Source organism: Scytonema sp. NUACC21 (genome assembly GCF_054684315.1).
This window is the reverse complement of record NZ_BAAFZH010000109.1, coordinates 77,514-94,734: the sequence shown is the minus strand read 5'-3', so window position 1 is coordinate 94,734 and position 17,221 is coordinate 77,514. Positions and strand designations below refer to the sequence as shown.

Genomic DNA, 17,221 nt, shown 5'->3' with positions numbered 1-17,221 from the left:
GCTTGGCATCCTCTCATCCGCCTTCACAGACGAAAGTGAAACTGAATTTTTGAAATTCCTTACTCATTCATATTTTTAAGTGTTGCCACTGCTGAAGGTGATATTTGGTTCAGATATCGGAAAATCCAATACTTAAAGATGGTGTCTAAAATCACAGGGAATGTTGCAATGAAGAGGAAAATAACATTTCTATCTGCTGGAACTCCTAGATGACTTGCTAAACTCTCTAAAATCACTTCCCATCCATGTGGTGAATGGAACCCTACAAAAATATCTGTGAATAGAATAATAATGAATGCCTTGGCGCTATCACTCAAACCGTAGATAATCTCATTAAGAAGAGTTTTAACCGCCGCTATCCCTCTTTTGTTGGTCACTACAACGCCTGCAAAAGCAATTAAACTGAGTAAATCTGCAAAAATGTTGGCGATCGCATTACTACTTTTCCGTTGATACTCTTCAGCTATCTCATTTGCCTTCTCTGATACCTTTTCTTCAATGGCTTCTAGGGACATTTGAGGAGAACGTTTCAACAATTTTTCAAACTTTAGCTCTTCTTCAAATGCCTGCAATTCTTTCATAAATATTTTCTATTGAGTTAACAAATTGCGTAACTTACACACCAACAAGCTTAAGAATTTGTAAATAGAGAGGAATTCCAACAATAATGTTGAAGGGAAAAGTCAAAGCTAACGCCATAGAAACGTAAAGACTGGGATTGGCTTCGGGAACTGTTAATCTCATGGCTGCAGGAACGGCAATATAGGAAGCACTTGCACATAAAACTGCAAATAAGAGCCCATTTCCTTCCCCAAAGCCTAGAACTTTTGCCATCAAAGTTCCTAGAATAGCATTGGCAACTGGAATGAAGATGGAAAAAGCAATGAGGAAAGAACCTGTTTTGCTTAAATCTTTAATTCTTCTAGCAGCAACCAATCCCATATCAAGTAGAAAAAAAGTGAGAGCACCATAAAAGATTCCTTGAGTGAAGGGTTGTAACTTTTCCCAACCTTTTTCTCCTGTAAGCATTCCAACAATGAGACTTCCAACCAAGAGAAAGACAGAACCGTTTAAGAAAGCTTCTCGTAACACTTCACCCCAAGAAAACTTTTCATCACCTTGTGTCTTAGGGGCAAATGCTCTCACGAGAATTAAGCCGATAATGATAGCGGGAGATTCCATGAGAGCTAATGCAGCAACCATGTGTCCCCCATAGGCAATATGAAGTTTTTCTAGAAAAGAGCTAGCCGTAATAAAAGTGACGGCACTAATAGAACCATAGGTGGCTGCTATTGCTGCTGCATTGTAATGGTCAAGTTTGAGCCTGAGAATAAAGAAGGTATATACTGGGACGATTGAAGCCATGACAACAGCAGCTATGAGAGTTATTGCAATCTGCAAGTTCATACCACTCTCTGCAAGTTCATAACCTCCTTTAAACCCAATCGCCAAAAGTAAATACAGGGAAAATAACTTAGGTAAGGGTTGAGGAATTTCCAAGTCAGATTTCAAAAAAACCGCCAGCATTCCCAAAAAAAAGAATAGAACTGGCGGGTTTAAAATATTAAATAGGATTAGACTTCCATCCATTGCTTTTTCCTAAGAGTTGCAAACTTTGCTGAACTGTTCTATAAATTAGTTCATAAATCTTAAGAAAATAGTGAGAAGAGTTTAAGAATTTTCTTAGGATTGGAGTTCCGTTTCAAAGCGGTAAATTTACGGTAAAAGTTGTGGAGTGGTTAAGTTGGCTCTTGACAGAAATCTCACCATGATGCAGACGAACAATTTCATTGGCAATCGCCAATCCCAATCCCGATCCTCCGCTACTGCGAGAGCGATCGCTCTCTATACGATAGAAGCGATCGAACAAAAGGGGTAAATGCTGTGGCTCAATTCCTCTACCAGTGTTTGTCACAGCAATTCGAGCCTGTAACAATTCCTTTTGTGCTTCCACCACAACCTGACCCTCATTTGGGGTATACTTAATGGCATTATCCAGCAAATTTAAAAACACACTCGTTAAGTGGTCGGAATAACCCTTAACGTAAAGAGAAGAACTAATTTTAGCAACAATTGTAATATTCTTAATTTCCGCTAGAGGTTGAATTTGCTCTACAAGAATTTCTAATAAGCTACTCAAGTCAATAGAAGTAAAGTTGTCTTGATAAGTCAGTTCGCTCTGCTCTAAGCGACTCAAAAAAAGCAACCCATTGGCGAGACGAATGAGGCGATCGACCTCTGTTTGTAAGTCTTGGAGGGTACTCTCATATTCTTCCGGTGTCCGAGAGCGACTTAGGGTAACGCCAATTCGTCCTTTAATAACGGTTAGTGGCGTGCGTAACTCGTGAGATGCATCAGCTGTAAATCGTCGTTCATGCTCAAACGCGGCTTGTAAACGATCTAACATCTTGTCTATCGTAACAGCTAGCCGTCCCACTTCGTCAGATGGACCTTGATAACCAATGCGCTGCGTAAAATCATTCGGACCGATTGCCCGTGCTGTGCGGATAATGCGATCGATAGGACGTAACGCTCGTTCAGCCAGAAATAATCCTCCAAACCCAGCCACTAATAAAATTAGAGGACAACTTAAAAGCATCAAAGTCAGGAGATGTTCAGAAGCTTCAGAAATTGGTTTGAGAGATTGAGCAACTTGTAACCAACCTAGTGTTGGAGACAAAGGGAGTGGTTGACTGTAAACTCGCCAAATTCTGTTGTGTTCGGTCAAGTTAACATAACCCGATTTTATTGGCATGACGGATGGTATAGTTTGGTAATTACCAATGCCATCCCAGACTTGACCGCTAGGAGACAGTAACCGTACAGCGAAGCCAGCATTACTTAGCTGACGGGTAATAGCTTCAGATTGCTTTGTTATCCGAAAGGCTGGATGACCGTTTTTCTCGGTTAATTCTGCAAAGGTTTCAGATGCGGTGACCTGCAAAGCTGTATCTAATTGGCTCAGCAAGCTATTTTCCAATTGAACATAGAGGTAAGTACCGAAAAGGACTAGCGTACAACCTAAAAGTAATATATACCAAGCTGTCAAGCGTGTCCTAATGGTACTTTTACGGAATTGAAAAAACATAGATATCAAACTAATAATACAAGACTTCAGGCAATAAATAAGTCGGTACAAATAAATGTAACTCCTGAAGTCGTTTTTAGTCATTAGTCATTCGTTTTTTATTTAAGACAAAGGACTAATGACACTACTTTTAAAAAAACTATCTAGGTTGCAAACAAGCTAAAGGATCGGGAACGGGAAAAGGATCGGAATTGAGAGGAACAAATTTACCACTATTGGCATCATAAGCAAATATTTCTCCTGTTTCAATCTCATAAACCCAGGCGTGTAGAGATAATTTCCCCCCATGCAATTTTGAGCGAATAACGGGATAAGTTTCAAGGTTTTCAATTTGAGTTAAAACATTTTCTTCTACAGCAATTTTTAACAAATCTTCTTTAGAGTAGTCTTTGTAGTTATCCCGCAAGAGACGACGAGTAGACTCTGCATGTTGCTTTAACCAGTTGTAAACCAAGGGCATTTCCTCGTGCAAAGTATTCAGTTGCAAGAGACCTTTCATACTGCCACAGTGAGAATGACCGCAAACAATAATATGCTTTATATTTAACGCAGCAACGGCATATTCAATCCCTGCTCCTTCGCTGCTATTGACACTTCCATGTGCTGGAATGATATTGCCAATATTCCGAATAATAAATAGTTCTCCCGGCTTAGTTTGAGTTAATAAATTTGGATCTATTCGGGAGTCAGAACAAGTAATAAAGAGAATTTCAGGAGTTTGTTCTTGAGATAGCTGACGAAATAATTCCTGATGAACAGTGAAATAGTTCGTTTGAAATTCGTTCAGTCCTCTAATAATACGTTTAATAGCCATTGCTGACATTTGTTTCACCATGTTGATAATAATTTTTACACTTATTGAATTAATGACTAACCCACTTAGAATCAGTCACGAGACAAACACCTCCCACTTTCTTAAGAAGAGGTGTTATTTTTTCTATCAAATTGTTCAATTGTCGTTCGTTAGTACAAACTGTCATGATGTAATTACCGCTAAATGAATAGTCTATATCTGAATCTGATATTCCTCTATCACCTTTACCAGAGGTGTTTTTTAGGACAGTATATCCAGAAACCATGATGCTGTCTAAAATTTTGAGTGCGTCTTCAATGTGATAACTGTTGAGAATAATCTCTACTCTTTTAACTTCTTGCATAACAATGCTCGCAAAATTTATGTTATCGGATATTTTATCTGAACAAACCAAATTAGCCTCAGTTACTAGACAAACACCGCCAATCTTTTTGAGAATAGGTAAAATATCGCCTAAAAGATAATGCATTTGTTTCTCACAAGCGCAAACAGTTGTAATATAACTGTTGCTATATTCTCGACCCAAATCGTTGTAGATTACACCGCGCTCGCCTTTACCTGAAACATCTTCTATCACCGTGTTCTCAGAAATTCTCACTGAATCTAATATATCTAACACTTTATAAAGCTCTAAGGTGCTGATAATGATTTCAAATTTGTTTACCAATTGCATGATTTATACACCAAGCACCTTAATAATCTCTAAGTAGCGAGGAATTCCCACAATAATATTGAAAGGGAAAGTTAAAGCTAATGCCATAGAAACGTAAAGACTGGGATTGGCTTCGGGCACTGTTAATCTCATGGCTGCAGGAACAGCAATATAGGAAGCACTTGCACATAAAACCGCAAATAAAAGCCCATTTCCTTCGCCAAAACCTAAAACTTTTGCTACCAAAATTCCTAGAATAGCATTGGCAACTGGAATGAAGATAGAAAAGCCAATCAGGAAAGAACCTGTCTTGCTTAAATCCTTAATTCTTTTAGCAGCAACCAATCCCATGTCAAGTAAAAAGAAAGTGAGAGCACCATAAAATATACCTTGAGTAAAAGGTTGCATCTTTTCCCAACCTTTTTCTCCTCTTAAGATTCCAACAATTAGACTTCCAACCAAGAGAAAAACAGAAGCATTTAAGAAAGCCTCTCGCAGCACTTCTCCCCAAGAAAACTCCTCGTTACCTTCTTTTTTCTGGGCAAATAATCGGACTAAAATCAATCCGATGATGATAGCAGGAGATTCCATTAACGCTAAGGCGGCTACCATATGTCCCCCATGAGAAATATGCAGTTTATCCAGGAACGAACTTGCTGTAATAAAAGTGACTGCACTAATAGAACCATAGGTAGCTGCGATCGCAGCTGCATTATAACGATCGAGTTTGAGTCTGAGAATCAAGAAAGTGTATATCGGAACAATGACAGCCATAACAATAGCAGCTATGAGAGTCAAGGCAATTTGCAAATTTACCCCACTTTCTTCTAGTTCATAACCTCCTTTAAACCCAATTGCCAAAAGTAAATAAAGAGAAAATAACTTAGGTAAGGGTTGAGGAATTTCCAAGTCAGATTTCAAAAAAACCGCCAGCATTCCTAAAAAGAAGAATAAAACTGGTGGGTTCAAAATATTAAACAGAATTAAACTGCTATCCACAAATTTTCTCCTAAGAAATGTAACCTCTGATAACCTGTTTAAAGGTTAGTTGACATTTCTTAAGAAAACAGTGAGAAAAATTTAAGAATTTTCTTAGGCAAAAAGTAATGGTAAATTTACGGTAAACATAGTAATATACATACGATGAAATATTAACTAATCGAACAAGATTTCAGGCAATACCCTACTCCTCTAACTGTATGGAGTAGTGGTTGGTCGAAACCTCGGTCTATTTTTCGTCTAAGATAACCGATATATACATCGACTACATTGGAATCACTGTAAAAATCAAAGTCCCAGACATGCTCCCCTATTTGAGTTCGGGTAAGTACTGAATTGGAATTTCGCAACAGATATTCTAGGAGTTTAAATTCTAACGGGCTCAAATCAATTACACGCCCTGCGCGTTGAACTTCTCTTGTCACAAGATCCATTGTTAAATCACCAACTTGTAGGGTAGTATCGAATTGTAATGGAGGGCGACGTTGTAAAGCTCGCAATCGTGCAAGGAGTTCGGAAAATGCAAAAGGTTTGACTAGATAGTCATCAGCTCCTCGATCCAAACCTTTCACCCTGTCCTCTACAGTATCCCGTGCTGTCAGTAGCAACACAGGAGTCTGAACTTTCTGACTCCGGAACTCTCCTAATAGCTTTAAACCGTCAATATTTGGGAGCATGATGTCCAAGATAATGATGTCGTACTCAACAGAGGAGATGTATTCCCTCCCTTCTTCACCATCTTGAGCAACATCCACAGCGTAGCCTGTTTCTCTAAGACCCTGACTAATAAATTGGGCAATCCCTGGTTCATCTTCAACTAGTAAAATCCGCATATTAGTTTATATTACTTCTCTAGATTATATCTAGTATTAAATTTTACTTAGCTTTAAAAAAGCTCATAACTATACTACATGTAGAGATGTTACACGTAACATCTCTACCAAAGTTGCTTCAATCTATGAAATTCAAACGAGAATAGCCATAACTTCCCACCACAGAAATTTTGCTCGAATTACGCCGATTTCAGTGCATCTGCTTGTTCTTGCGTTGTAATCACTGCATTATCTGGTATTTTCATACCGTCGCCTAGAGTAACATCAACAACCAACGCTCCAGAACCAATTGTAACGTTATTGCCAACCTTAGAACGGAATAGCACAGCATCATCCCCTATAGTTTTGAATATCCACCTTTTGGGAAGTTGACAAAAATGGAAATTAAAATTCAGCATCAACCCAGCCAAGAAGAATTGAACGAGTTAGGTGTCTTTAAATGGTCAATTTGGACTAAGGAAGCTTCTACCTTTCCTTGGAGTTACGATACACAAGAAACTTGCTATTTTTTAGAAGGCGATGTCATTGTTACTCCTGATAGCGGTCAGCCAGTGCAAATGGGCAAAGGTGATTTAGTTACTTTTCCAGCTGGTATGTCTTGCATTTGGGAAATTAGAAGCGACGTGAAAAAACATTATTGTTTTGATTAGAGAAAGATGTTATTGCATTTAAGTACTTGGCAAGAAGTCGAAGCTTATCTACAGCAGTCTCGTGGGATGATTTTTCCCATAGGTTCCACCGAGCAACACGGACCCACAGGATTGATTGGCACAGATGCGATTTGTGCGGAAGCGATCGCCCAAGGTGTGGGAGAGGCAACCCACGCAATGGTTGGTCCGACAATTCCCGTTGGCATGGCTTTGCATCATACTGCCTTTCCCGGCACCATCAGCTTGCGCCCCAGCACGATGATTCAATTGGTGCGAGATTACACCACATCTTTAGTGAAAGCTGGTTTTACTAAGTTTTACTTTATTAATGGGCATGGGGGAAATATAGCTACCCTCAAGGCAGCTTTTTCTGAAACCTATGCTCACTTAGAAGACTTGCAAATTCCCAATGCCCATAAGGTGCAATGCCAAATTGCTAACTGGTTTATGTGCAGTTCGGTTTACAGGCTAGCAAAAGAATTATATGGCGACCAAGAAGGTTCTCATGCAACGCCAAGTGAAGTTGCCGTTACTCAATACGTCTACCCAGAGTCGATTAAGGAAGCGCCTCTTTCAGAGGAAGTTGGCAGGGGACACAAAATTTATGGTGCGACGGACTTTCGCCAAAGATACCCAGATGGCAGAATGGGTTCAAATCCTGCCTTAGCAACACCCGAACACGGTCAGCAGTTTTATGAATTGGCGGTGAAGGAACTGAGTCAGGGTTATCTGGAGTTTTTAAACGGAGAGTGAACTAGGTAGTAGATGGGTAACGGATGTATTGGATAGTTGACCTGTAAGCCCTACAGATTGTTTATCCATTACATCCGTTTGCGAGCCTTAACCTCATGTCTTGTTCTAAGTCCGCTGCCAAATTTTAATCGTCTTATCCAAACTTCCACTTACTAAAAGTTCTCCTGAAGACGTGAAGGCAACTGCTGTCACTGTATGACCATGACCAGTAAATGTACCCAGTAGTTCACCTGTTTCTAAATGCCACAATTTGATGGTCTTATCAGCACTGCCACTGGCAATGATTTTTCCATCGGGGCTTAATGCGATCGCATAGACCCCATCCCTATGACCATTAAGGGTACAGAGCAATTCTCCCGTTTCTAACTGCCAGATTTTAATCGTTTTATCGCGGCTGCCGCTGACCAAAATTTTGCCATCTGAACTTATGGCTAGGGCACGAACAATGTGGGTATGACCTGTAAACGAGTGCAATAACTCTGAGTCAAAAGTTGCACTTTCTCTCTCAAAAAAGATGCGCCACACTTTAATTTTGCGGTAGCTGCCTGTGATGAGAGTTCTGCCATCTGGGCTTAAAGCTAGGGAATGGGCAGCAGTATCATCTAAAGATAGGGCGGTAGCAACCTGACGCTGTGTCAAGTCCCAAAACATAATTTTCCTGTCGTCTCCCCCAGTTGCAATTGTTTGTCCATCTGGGGTAAAGGCAACGCACCGCACCATCCCATTATGCTTGTGTAGGATATCTATCAGGTCTTGTGCCCCTGTATGCCAAATTTTAATTGTAGAGTCTGCACCCCCACTTACTAAAGTTTGCCCATCTGGGCTGAACGCGAGGGAATTCACTTCATCTACCAACCCAGATACAGTCCAAGGGTATTCTGATAAAGTTCCTACTAACTCCCCCCTAGTTAAATCCCACAGCTTAGTTTCTCCACGGCTACCACTAGCGACTAAAGGCGAAGTGTTACCGTGATGACTTTTGTAACTAAAAGCAAGGCAATTAATTCCTCGGGTGTGCCCCTTGAGGGTTTGCCAGCATTCCCAATCTCCCACTACGGTTTTGAGGGGATGATCTGGTGGTAGAGTTTGAGTTGTTTCTGCCATCACAATATCGTCGAGTATCCGTATTGTGTCTTTTTTGGCAACTAGAGATTCCAAATACCAACTCAATCCCCCCGCGTATAGTAAGTTACTTGGGGTTAAATAAATTTTTGGCTCGCCCAATTCCAGTTGTTCTGCGGGCAAAAAACCTGCAATTACTGCTTGTTTTTCGTAACCTCTTTTACCCGTAAATGGATAAAATAGACACAGAAACACTATAAGTTGATGGTTTCTCAAATCTTCTTGAGTCACCGACCATCTTACTTTGTCTTTTTTTATACTATTAAAACTTTCTCCATCAGCAACACAAACTTGAATACTTACTTTAGGGTTAGCAGCTAGCTTGTAAGGAAATTTACTCTCTCCACGTAAATTGCCTTCGTCGTCTAGAACCATTCCAATTAAGGGGTCTTGAGGAACTTTTTTGATTTGTTTCCGCAAGCGATCGTTCATGACACGGTCTACAATTTGCTCCCTAAAGAGGAAATCTTCCGCTTGCTGCTCGAAGTATTTTGGGAAAGGTATTGCCCAATCAGGAGAGTCAGGATAATCAGGCGGTGTCGGCGGGGGATTTTTGGCAACAATTTCTGCTTGTTGGCGAGCAGTCTCCAGCAGTTTTGCCAATGGTTCGCCCCAAAATGCCATAATTTCACTATGGCACCCTTTAACTTGACTTTCTAACAAAGACAGGTCGTAAGTCTTAGGTTTTTTTACTCGTTGAAGGAAATCAGCTTGTTGAGATTTGAGTAAGCTAATCCAATCCATTTGCATTGCTGTGGGGCAGTGTTGCATACCTACCTTATGTTATGCCAGGGCAATTGCTTAGTTAGTTTATCAACTTTGGTTCTTTAAAGAGCCAGTAATTCCAGTAGTTAATTTAACACAATCATTTGTAAGAGTAAGTAGCTCGGTACAAATAAATTTCACTCGTGAAGGTCTTCCTCCGTCATTCGTCAAGAGCCATTTGTTTAGAGCAAAGGGCTTTGGACAAATAACGACCAATACAGTTAGATTTAATGTCACCCACTTACTTAGATACCAAATGTCTTGTTATTGGGAATCGTCTAATACACGCCAGTGCCATATGTTTTACCTCCACAGAAGAATCTAATGGTTGTCAATTCTAGCAACTAAAAGTACAAGATACTGTTTCTCAGGAAGCATTTTTGCCTAAAATTATGTTCCCTAAGTTAAGAAATCAACTTAGCTTAAATTATTGATGATTTGACTTTTTATTACCGGATAGCGGATAGATCTCGTAACCATCCTCAGGTTTGCACCTACTTTGTTGTACTTAGCAACTATCTGGAGGATAATTTGATTCTTACTTTGTTTGCGAGTCTTGCACCAAGCCCTCAGTCTGTGGTAATTTGTGATACTAGTATCCCACCTGTCTAGACCTTGATTGGAAGAGAGGGTTGATATGGATGCGCCCAACACTCCCAAGTTCAATTCGCCCTGAGGGTACGTTCAAGCGCAGTTGCATTCAACTCCGTTCCATCTGCAAATTTTAGGCTACTGGCAGTAGTGGCTAAAAACGAACCACCGATATTTAAACGAGCATTGTTACAATTTTATAAATCATGTAGGATTTTTATAACAAAATATTCTACTTAAATTAAACAATAAAAAACCCCCCTTCAGCTTGCATTCTTAATTTCTGCAAAATAGATTGATAACTTTGGCATGATAATGTGCAGTTTTCTGCCTGGACTGCTTTTTATTTCTTCATTACAATCAGAAACACGTATTGTAAGAAGGCTGTTAGTGGTTATTTGTTACTAGTTAGTAGCTAGAACGCTCCTGCTGTCTAAATTTAACCACTAACTACTAACAGTCTTGAGTCAAAACATCTTAACAATTCATTAGTGAAATTAAGGTTCAGTTACAGATATTATGAGGGATTATACTGGATCTACTGTTGCGATCGAGGCTAGGCAAAAGAAAATAATGACAACAAACTTGAAAAATTTGAGGATGAGCCAAGATTTACCACAGCGAACAAAGTTAACACTTTTTGTTATAGATGACCACCAGTTAATTTTAGGTGGAACCCTTGATATATTGCGACAATATTACCCTACCGCTGAATTCCTCACAGCTAAAACAGCACAAGATGCTATCCATCAGTTATCAAACTCTCAGCCCGCTCTCGTGGTTGTAGACCTTTCTATTCCGGAAAAGCCAGGGATGACAGCCCAGATTGATACGGGTTTGCAACTTCTTCAGAAGTTAATGAAAAACTATCCCAATCTTAATCTTATGGTGCAAAGCAGTTACGTTAAGGCTTTAGCACGAATTAGACACGAGATAGACAATCATCAAGGAGGATTCACTGTAGCTGATAAAGGGCTTTCCGAACAAGAGATGTTAACGCGAATACACCTTGCTATTGAGGGAGGAACCCACACGCGAGATTTAGGAAGAAGAATAGAAGTTAAACCAGAGTGGTTGGAACTGCTCAGGTTAGCTTTTGAAGAAGGATTAACAGATAAGGCGATCTCCGACAGAATGGTTGTGGCTGAACGCACGGTACGTAATTACTGGACTAAGGTTCAAGATGTTTTGAGTGTATATCCTGAAGACTGTAAAAGAGATGGCAAGAATATCAGAATTGAAACTGAAATTCGGGCTAGAGAGGAAGGGTTAATTGATTAAGTTTCCAATAATATGTATCGAGATATTTGGAGGATATTAAGAAATAAATTTACCATCTGGCGTTGGGGAGGACGGTTAGGGCTGTTTGTAGTTTTATTGGTCATCATAGCTCGTCTCAGTGGTTGGCTTCAATTTTTAGAGTGGATAACCCTTGATACCTTTCTCAGTTGGCGTCCCTATGAACCTGTAGATGAAAGAATATTGATTGTTGGTATTAATGAAGCTGATATCAACAGTGTAGGGAAACACCCGATACCAGATAGAGACATTGCTGGGCTTACCGAGAAATTACAGCAGTACAAACCGATCGCGATCGGGCTTGATATTACGAGAAACATACCAGTTGAACCCGGTCATATTAAACTCGTTGAAGCCCTTAAGAAAAGTAAAAACATTATTGGTATTGAAAAAGTATTACCACCAGGGCAATTTTCCTCAATACCAGATTTGCCTCCCGAACAAGTTGGTTTTTCAGATATCATTCCAGATAGAGATAGTAAATGCAGGCGTGCTCTTCTTGGGACACCGAATCTCCAAAATCCAAATGATTATAAATTTTCTTTTCCTCTGCGTTTAGCAGCAGCTTATTTATCCGAGAAAGGTATTCCTCTTGCAAATGGGAGAGTTGACACCCGTGCAATGAGGTTTGGAGCAACAGAACTTCCCCGCTTTTTGCCAAACTTTGGGGGGTATGTGGGAGCTGATGCAGGAGGGGTTCAAGTTCTTCTCAACTTTCGCAATGGCAAAGAAAGATTTAGAACAGTATCCCTCAACGATATCAAAACGGGAAATTTTCAGTCAGACTGGATACGCGATCGCATTGTCATGATTGGGATGACGACTATCAGCGCCCCTGACTTGTTCGATACCTCAGCGATCGCGGGATTACAACTTCACGGCAAAGTTTATGGCGTGGAATTTCATGCCCATGTTGTCAGTCAAATTATCAGTGCTGTTGTAGATTCAAGACCATTAATAAAAACTTTGTCAGACGGGTGGGAATACATATGGATATTGGGCTGGAGTTTTATTGCCATTAATTTGGGTTTGATGATGCAATCCCCGCGACAAAATTTGTTTGCTGTTGGTGTAACTAGTGTTTGTTTAATTGCAATAAGTTATTATATATTACTTTTGTGGGGATTATGGATTCCTGTAACACCGATTTTGTTAATTTTAGGAATAAATCTTGCTCTGAGAGCTTTCTATCAATATGACCAAGCGCTGAAATCTCAAATTGTTATACGACAGCGCACCATCCAGATGGCATTTACAGAAATTCACAATGGACCATTGCAAACCTTAGCTGCATTATTAAGAGATTTACAAAATCGTGATTTATCAAAAGAAGAACTACTTAATAACTTAAAAACACTTAACTTAGAAATCAGAGACATTGGTGAATATTTAACAAGAGAAATTCTGAATATAGAAGAAAGCCTCCGTTTGGGGAGTGGCTTAAAAATAGATTTAAAGCGCCCAATCCACGAGCTATTCTATGAAGTATACACTAGTACAATTGAGCGCAACCTTCCTTACTTTCAAACTCTCAAAGTCAAAGTACGCTCCTTTGAGCCCCTTGAGGAGCAATACTTAAGTATTGAACGCAAGCGAGAACTTTGTCAATTTCTTGAAGAGGCTTTATGTAATGTTGGCAAACACGCTGAAGGAGTGACTCGTTTATCTGCTGTAGGAACAAAACAACAAGGATGGTATAGTCTTAAGATTAAAGATAATGGATTGGGTATTCGTTCCAATTATGAAAGTAAAGGAACAAGAGATAGTAAAGACCTAGCGAAACAACTCGAAGGGTATTTTAACCGAGAAAGTGCTGCGCCTAAAGGAACTGTATGTGAGTTAACTTGGCCCTTTGCAGGTAGCAAGAGTTGGGTCAAAACTATTAAGTTTAAGCTGAAAGCGTATTTACAGAAAAAATTGAGATTTTTAACAAAAAGTTTTCAACGCAGCTTATGAGAAATCAACTTCTAAACCCCTGGTTAGTAACTGGCTGTGTCCTAGGCTTATCTCTAACTACTGCTTCCTTAGCTATAGCGGGTTACATTCCCCCCCGCGATCAAAAACCCCCTAGTGAGTCTTCTAGAACAGGAGGTGGAAGGGGATGCCCAGAAGATAAGATACCCTTAACAATTCTTGCTCCTAAGAAATATACCGGAGAAACAGCTTCTCGTTACCCTGCTTTCGCTTGGTTTGTGTCTAATTCTTATCAGGTAGACTTCCGGCTTTATGAGTTGGATTCAAATAACCAACCATCAAAACAAATAGGTGAACCAGTGCAAGTGCAAAGTTTTCCTGGAATTAAAAGGTACTCATTACCAGAGAATCAACCAGGACTCACTGTCGGGAAAAAGTACATTTGGCAGGTTGCTATTAAGTGTTCGCAAGGTTACTTAATGGAAAGGGCAGAATTTAAGGTGGTAGAAATGGAACCTGCTTTGTCAAGACAAATTTCTGCTACAAGAGATGGAGCAAAAAAAGCAGAATTATATGCCCAATCAGGCTTATGGTATGATTCCTTAGATGAAGCCCTTAAAGTTTCTGAGGAGAAGACACCAGCAAAGATAGTTCCATCTCTCCTCCAAGACTTGATTAAATTTGAAGAACCAGATGTAACAAAGACATTGCCATCTGCTCAACATCAAGAAATGCAGAAACGGATCGACAATTTGAAACAGATCGTTAATAGCCGTCAAAGCCAATTTCCAATCATAATGAAAGGTGCCCAATAAGCGGGATTATCATATTGGTCGTTGATATCTTCTATTTTTTTAGCCTGGATTAATTTTCGCTGGGCTGTACTTAAAGCTTGAGCTTTACTCATGCCTGATTTTAAACCATCATAAAACTCGGTAATTAACTTTAGCGTCGATTCATCTGAAACCGACCACAAAGTTGCTAAAGCGCTTCTCACCCCAGCTTGCACGGCAATACCAGCTAAACCCAAAGCAGAGCGTTCATCTCCCAAAGCTGTTTCACAAGCAGTCAGCGCCAATAACTCTACCGCACGAGAGCCACCATTAACTTGACGGAGTTGAGTTTCTAACTCATTGATAGTGATTTTGTCGTTATTTCCAGTGACTATAAAGGTATCTTCTGGAATGGTACCAAACTGAGCGTGAGTGGCGATGTGAACAATCGGATAAACTGTTTTATTGAGTTCTTGATTTAATTTTTCCAGATGAAATTCTTCATTAAGAAGCTGCTTGCTGTTGGGAAATTTAGTTTTCAGTACAGTAATTTCTGAATCAACATTGAACAGAGCAGGATAGGTTTTTCCATCCACTTCAACTTGTTCGGTAAGACCCAAAATCAAAGCGCGGTTTTCTTGACGATGTAGTGTTTTAGGAGCGGTTAGACTCAAACTAGGAGTGTTGGCAAGATCGTAATTTTCTACGAGGAATTTTTTTTGCTCCTTGTCATAAAGTGCAGCCATCGGAATAGTACGTAAAATACCATCTTGGACGAAAACCAGTGTTTTTATCTGTTCTCGCTTTAAATCCTCCTTAAAAGGACGAATAAACCAGTCATACAACTTTTGTCCGTGAACGGTATTATATTGAACTAGGTTAAGTATTTCAGCTTCAAGCCCTTGGCGAAATTTTTTGATTTCTTCTATAACATTTTCACGACTTTCTTTTACCCACTCAAGCCTCCTTTCACCACTTGGTAAACTGAGCAGGATAGCGATATTTTTGTTCAGGATAATAGAACTAAAGACGGCAGTATTATTTCCTAGTAGTTCATCTACACTTTTTTCATTAATAGCCGTTAATACACAGTCATTGCCAAAGAAGTTTTGTAGTTCTGCCAGTTTTAATGAATCAATAGTTTGGAGTGCGCTAGTGAGTTGGTCTTTGCGCTTGGTCTTGTCTAGAGATGGTAACGAAGCTTCTTCGAGCCTTAATTGAGCTAATTCTAGATACAGAGGCTTAATGACATCTTGAAAATCAAACTGTAAATCTCGCTCTGCTAAAAGAATATCGCTGCGAATTTGTTCCAAAAGTGTGTATGCTCGTTCGTAAGCTGCTAATGCTTCTGAAGCTTTACCTTGGGCTTTCAAAATTCGTCCGGTTTGCCACTCCCACAAATACAGACTATCTCTAGCTTGCAACTTCTGGTCTGCTGACCACAACGCCTTTTGAGTGACTTCTAAAGCCTGCTTGTATTCTTGGCGACATTCATAGAAATGACCAAGGGACCCAAAAGCAAAAGATTCAGAACGAGAATCTTGCAAACTTTGAGAAGTTTTTACAGCATTTAGTAGCAGTGAGTTCGCTTGTGAATCTGATAGTCTTCGCTTTGAAGCGCATGGAATTAATGACGATGTCCAATCTTTTGAATTTTCAGGTAAATTAGCTAAATCTATTGCGGCATAGATTTTAGTTCGAGAATTAGGTAATTTATCAAGCAAGTCTAAAGCTTCTTGTAAGTGAGCCTCAGTTAGGGAGTTTTCCCGTGTTGATTTCAGGGACGCGGAGGTAGAATTTTTCCCATCTTGAAGACGGTAATCAAGTTGGATTAAATTCAGCAGTACCTGCATTTGACTGACTTTATCATCTTGCTGGTGGGCAAGGCGCAGGCTAGATTGAAAGGAGTTCGATGCTTTTTGATAAAAAACGATCGCATTTTTCTGAAACTCGTTAGCCTTGGAAATACCCAATTGTTGTGCAGAATCAGCACGAATTTTTTCCCGTTGTGCCTTATTCAAGTAGGCATTACCCAAACTGTTTAGTACTTTGGATTTATAAGCTGGTTCGGTAATTTTGTCTGCATGCTCTAAATACTTAATTGCGCCATCATAGTTACCCCTAAGACGGTAAGCTTCTCCCAAGCTTCCGAGTGCAGCAACTTCACCAAGCTTATCTTTTTGCTGGCGGGCAATTTGTAAAGCACTTCCTTGCAAACAATTTGATTCTTCTTGCGGTTTTGTGTCAGATTTTGATTGTGAGTCAGGTACACCACATAATAAAGCGATCGCTTTCCCTGGTTGTCCCAAATTACTATAAGTTTGTGCCTGTTCGGTCAGCATTCGCCCATATTGTTGCCAGTTTTTGGAGGTGCGATGGTAGTTTGCAACCCGTTCCCAATAGCTGAGTGCTTCTTCACTCTCCCCTAACTGTTGATAAGCTCTTGCCAAATTTTCGCTGACAATCGCTTCGTTGTTTTGGTTGTTGCTTTGCTTGTAAAAATTTAGAGCTGTTTGCCAGGGTGCGATCGCGCCTCGAAAGTCCCCGGCTTTGTATCGCTCAATGCCTTGCTGCACGAGTTGGCTGGCGTCGGGAGTTTGGGCAGTGACTTTTTGGGTAACGTGAGGAAAAGACAAGCAAAAGAGGAGACTGAGAAGAAAAAGCGTTCCCAGGAATCGACCTTGAGTAGACTTGCGATAGGAACTTAGCACAGGCTTACTCCAGCAGTAGATGACATATAAATTACCAGCTTTTTATGTGTTTACAACTATCAGGTCAATTTTTTTTACAAACTACACAGCTCGAGCTTAATAGAGTATCAAAAGCTTTAACAAGAATAAATTACGCATAAATAATTGCAGAAAACTGCAACATCTGTAATAAAATTATGCTGTCTAGTATTCAGGAGTTGGCAAATCTACAGGCAGAAATAGTGAATTATCTTTTCAAGAATTTTTTTATGATGCTC

15 protein-coding genes are annotated in these 17,221 nt (G+C 39.9%); 5 read left to right on the top strand and 10 right to left on the bottom strand.

Annotated features, from left to right (window positions below):
- Window positions 1-59: 59 nt before the first annotated feature.
- The 8 genes from ACYRY3_RS42645 to ACYRY3_RS42610 all read right to left on the bottom strand — a co-directional run bounded on the left by ACYRY3_RS42645 (window position 60) and on the right by ACYRY3_RS42610 (window position 6,712).
- A complete protein-coding gene (locus ACYRY3_RS42645) occupies window positions 60-581 on the bottom strand; it encodes a hypothetical protein (protein WP_460207891.1) in 522 nt (173 codons plus the stop codon).
- Between the two features lie 34 nt (window positions 582-615).
- A complete protein-coding gene (locus ACYRY3_RS42640; protein ID WP_460207890.1) occupies window positions 616-1,590 on the bottom strand; it encodes a sodium-dependent bicarbonate transport family permease in 975 nt (324 codons plus the stop codon).
- 112 nt (window positions 1,591-1,702) lie between these two features.
- Complete coding sequence (locus ACYRY3_RS42635) at window positions 1,703-3,088, bottom strand: sensor histidine kinase (protein ID WP_460207889.1); 1,386 nt, start codon at window positions 3,086-3,088, stop codon at window positions 1,703-1,705.
- Window positions 3,089-3,227: 139 nt separating this feature from the next.
- Window positions 3,228-3,902 carry a carbonic anhydrase gene (locus ACYRY3_RS42630; RefSeq protein WP_460208302.1) on the bottom strand — a complete coding sequence of 225 codons (675 nt, stop codon included), beginning with the start codon at window positions 3,900-3,902 and terminating at the stop codon, window positions 3,228-3,230.
- A 49-nt stretch (window positions 3,903-3,951) separates the two neighbouring features.
- Window positions 3,952-4,575, bottom strand: a complete 624-nt coding sequence (locus tag ACYRY3_RS42625) for a P-II family nitrogen regulator (RefSeq protein WP_460207888.1) — start codon at window positions 4,573-4,575, stop codon at window positions 3,952-3,954.
- A 3-nt stretch (window positions 4,576-4,578) separates the two neighbouring features.
- On the bottom strand, window positions 4,579-5,553 hold the full coding sequence (locus ACYRY3_RS42620; protein WP_460207887.1) for a sodium-dependent bicarbonate transport family permease: 975 nt from the start codon (window positions 5,551-5,553) through the stop codon (window positions 4,579-4,581).
- Window positions 5,554-5,705: 152 nt separating this feature from the next.
- A complete protein-coding gene (locus ACYRY3_RS42615; RefSeq protein ID WP_460207886.1) occupies window positions 5,706-6,386 on the bottom strand; it encodes a response regulator transcription factor in 681 nt (226 codons plus the stop codon).
- A gap of 179 nt (window positions 6,387-6,565) precedes the next feature.
- Window positions 6,566-6,712 (bottom strand): hypothetical protein, encoded by a 147-nt coding sequence (locus ACYRY3_RS42610; RefSeq protein ID WP_460207885.1) that lies wholly within the window; start codon window positions 6,710-6,712, stop codon window positions 6,566-6,568.
- Window positions 6,713-6,763: 51 nt separating this feature from the next.
- Here ACYRY3_RS42610 and ACYRY3_RS42605 point away from each other — a divergent pair, with 51 nt between their 5' ends.
- A complete protein-coding gene (locus ACYRY3_RS42605) occupies window positions 6,764-7,036 on the top strand; it encodes a cupin domain-containing protein (protein ID WP_460207884.1) in 273 nt (90 codons plus the stop codon).
- A 6-nt stretch (window positions 7,037-7,042) separates the two neighbouring features.
- On the top strand, window positions 7,043-7,789 hold the full coding sequence (locus ACYRY3_RS42600) for a creatininase family protein (protein ID WP_460207883.1): 747 nt from the start codon (window positions 7,043-7,045) through the stop codon (window positions 7,787-7,789).
- A 105-nt stretch (window positions 7,790-7,894) separates the two neighbouring features.
- Here ACYRY3_RS42600 and ACYRY3_RS42595 read toward each other — a convergent pair whose 3' ends face one another.
- A complete protein-coding gene (locus ACYRY3_RS42595) occupies window positions 7,895-9,655 on the bottom strand; it encodes a WD40 repeat domain-containing protein (protein WP_460208301.1) in 1,761 nt (586 codons plus the stop codon).
- A 1,185-nt stretch (window positions 9,656-10,840) separates the two neighbouring features.
- Here ACYRY3_RS42595 and ACYRY3_RS42590 point away from each other — a divergent pair.
- From ACYRY3_RS42590 to ACYRY3_RS42580, 3 genes are read left to right on the top strand one after another with little or no spacing between them, the layout of a single operon-like run.
- The gene (locus ACYRY3_RS42590; RefSeq protein ID WP_460207882.1) at window positions 10,841-11,548 is read left to right on the top strand and encodes a response regulator; all 708 of its coding nucleotides are present in this window, start codon (window positions 10,841-10,843) and stop codon (window positions 11,546-11,548) included.
- A gap of 12 nt (window positions 11,549-11,560) precedes the next feature.
- Window positions 11,561-13,522, top strand: a complete 1,962-nt coding sequence (locus ACYRY3_RS42585) for a sensor histidine kinase (protein ID WP_460207881.1) — start codon at window positions 11,561-11,563, stop codon at window positions 13,520-13,522.
- Window positions 13,519-14,295, top strand: coding sequence for a DUF928 domain-containing protein (locus tag ACYRY3_RS42580; RefSeq protein ID WP_460207880.1), 777 nt, complete (start codon window positions 13,519-13,521; stop codon window positions 14,293-14,295). The genes ACYRY3_RS42585 and ACYRY3_RS42580 overlap by 4 nt, the downstream gene beginning before the upstream one ends.
- On the opposite strand, the gene ACYRY3_RS42575 is transcribed toward ACYRY3_RS42580, so the two are convergent.
- Window positions 14,256-16,964 (bottom strand): CHAT domain-containing protein, encoded by a 2,709-nt coding sequence (locus ACYRY3_RS42575; RefSeq protein ID WP_460207879.1) that lies wholly within the window; start codon window positions 16,962-16,964, stop codon window positions 14,256-14,258. The genes ACYRY3_RS42580 and ACYRY3_RS42575 overlap by 40 nt on opposite strands.
- Window positions 16,965-17,221 lie beyond the last annotated feature (257 nt).

Excerpts from the sequence above, each read along its gene's own strand:
- ACYRY3_RS42645 (WP_460207891.1), bottom strand. The coding sequence starts at position 581 with ATGAAAGAATTGCAGGCATTTGAAGAAGAGCTAAAGTTTGAAAAATTG.
- ACYRY3_RS42640 (WP_460207890.1), bottom strand. The coding sequence starts at position 1,590 with ATGGATGGAAGTCTAATCCTATTTAATATTTTAAACCCGCCAGTTCTA.
- ACYRY3_RS42635 (WP_460207889.1), bottom strand. The coding sequence starts at position 3,088 with ATGTTTTTTCAATTCCGTAAAAGTACCATTAGGACACGCTTGACAGCT.
- ACYRY3_RS42630 (WP_460208302.1), bottom strand. The coding sequence starts at position 3,902 with ATGGCTATTAAACGTATTATTAGAGGACTGAACGAATTTCAAACGAAC.
- ACYRY3_RS42625 (WP_460207888.1), bottom strand. The coding sequence starts at position 4,575 with ATGCAATTGGTAAACAAATTTGAAATCATTATCAGCACCTTAGAGCTT.
- ACYRY3_RS42615 (WP_460207886.1), bottom strand. The coding sequence starts at position 6,386 with ATGCGGATTTTACTAGTTGAAGATGAACCAGGGATTGCCCAATTTATT.
- ACYRY3_RS42605 (WP_460207884.1), top strand. The coding sequence starts at position 6,764 with ATGGAAATTAAAATTCAGCATCAACCCAGCCAAGAAGAATTGAACGAG.
- ACYRY3_RS42600 (WP_460207883.1), top strand. The coding sequence starts at position 7,043 with ATGTTATTGCATTTAAGTACTTGGCAAGAAGTCGAAGCTTATCTACAG.
- ACYRY3_RS42595 (WP_460208301.1), bottom strand. The coding sequence starts at position 9,655 with ATGGATTGGATTAGCTTACTCAAATCTCAACAAGCTGATTTCCTTCAA.
- ACYRY3_RS42590 (WP_460207882.1), top strand. The coding sequence starts at position 10,841 with ATGACAACAAACTTGAAAAATTTGAGGATGAGCCAAGATTTACCACAG.
- ACYRY3_RS42585 (WP_460207881.1), top strand. The coding sequence starts at position 11,561 with ATGTATCGAGATATTTGGAGGATATTAAGAAATAAATTTACCATCTGG.
- ACYRY3_RS42580 (WP_460207880.1), top strand. The coding sequence starts at position 13,519 with ATGAGAAATCAACTTCTAAACCCCTGGTTAGTAACTGGCTGTGTCCTA.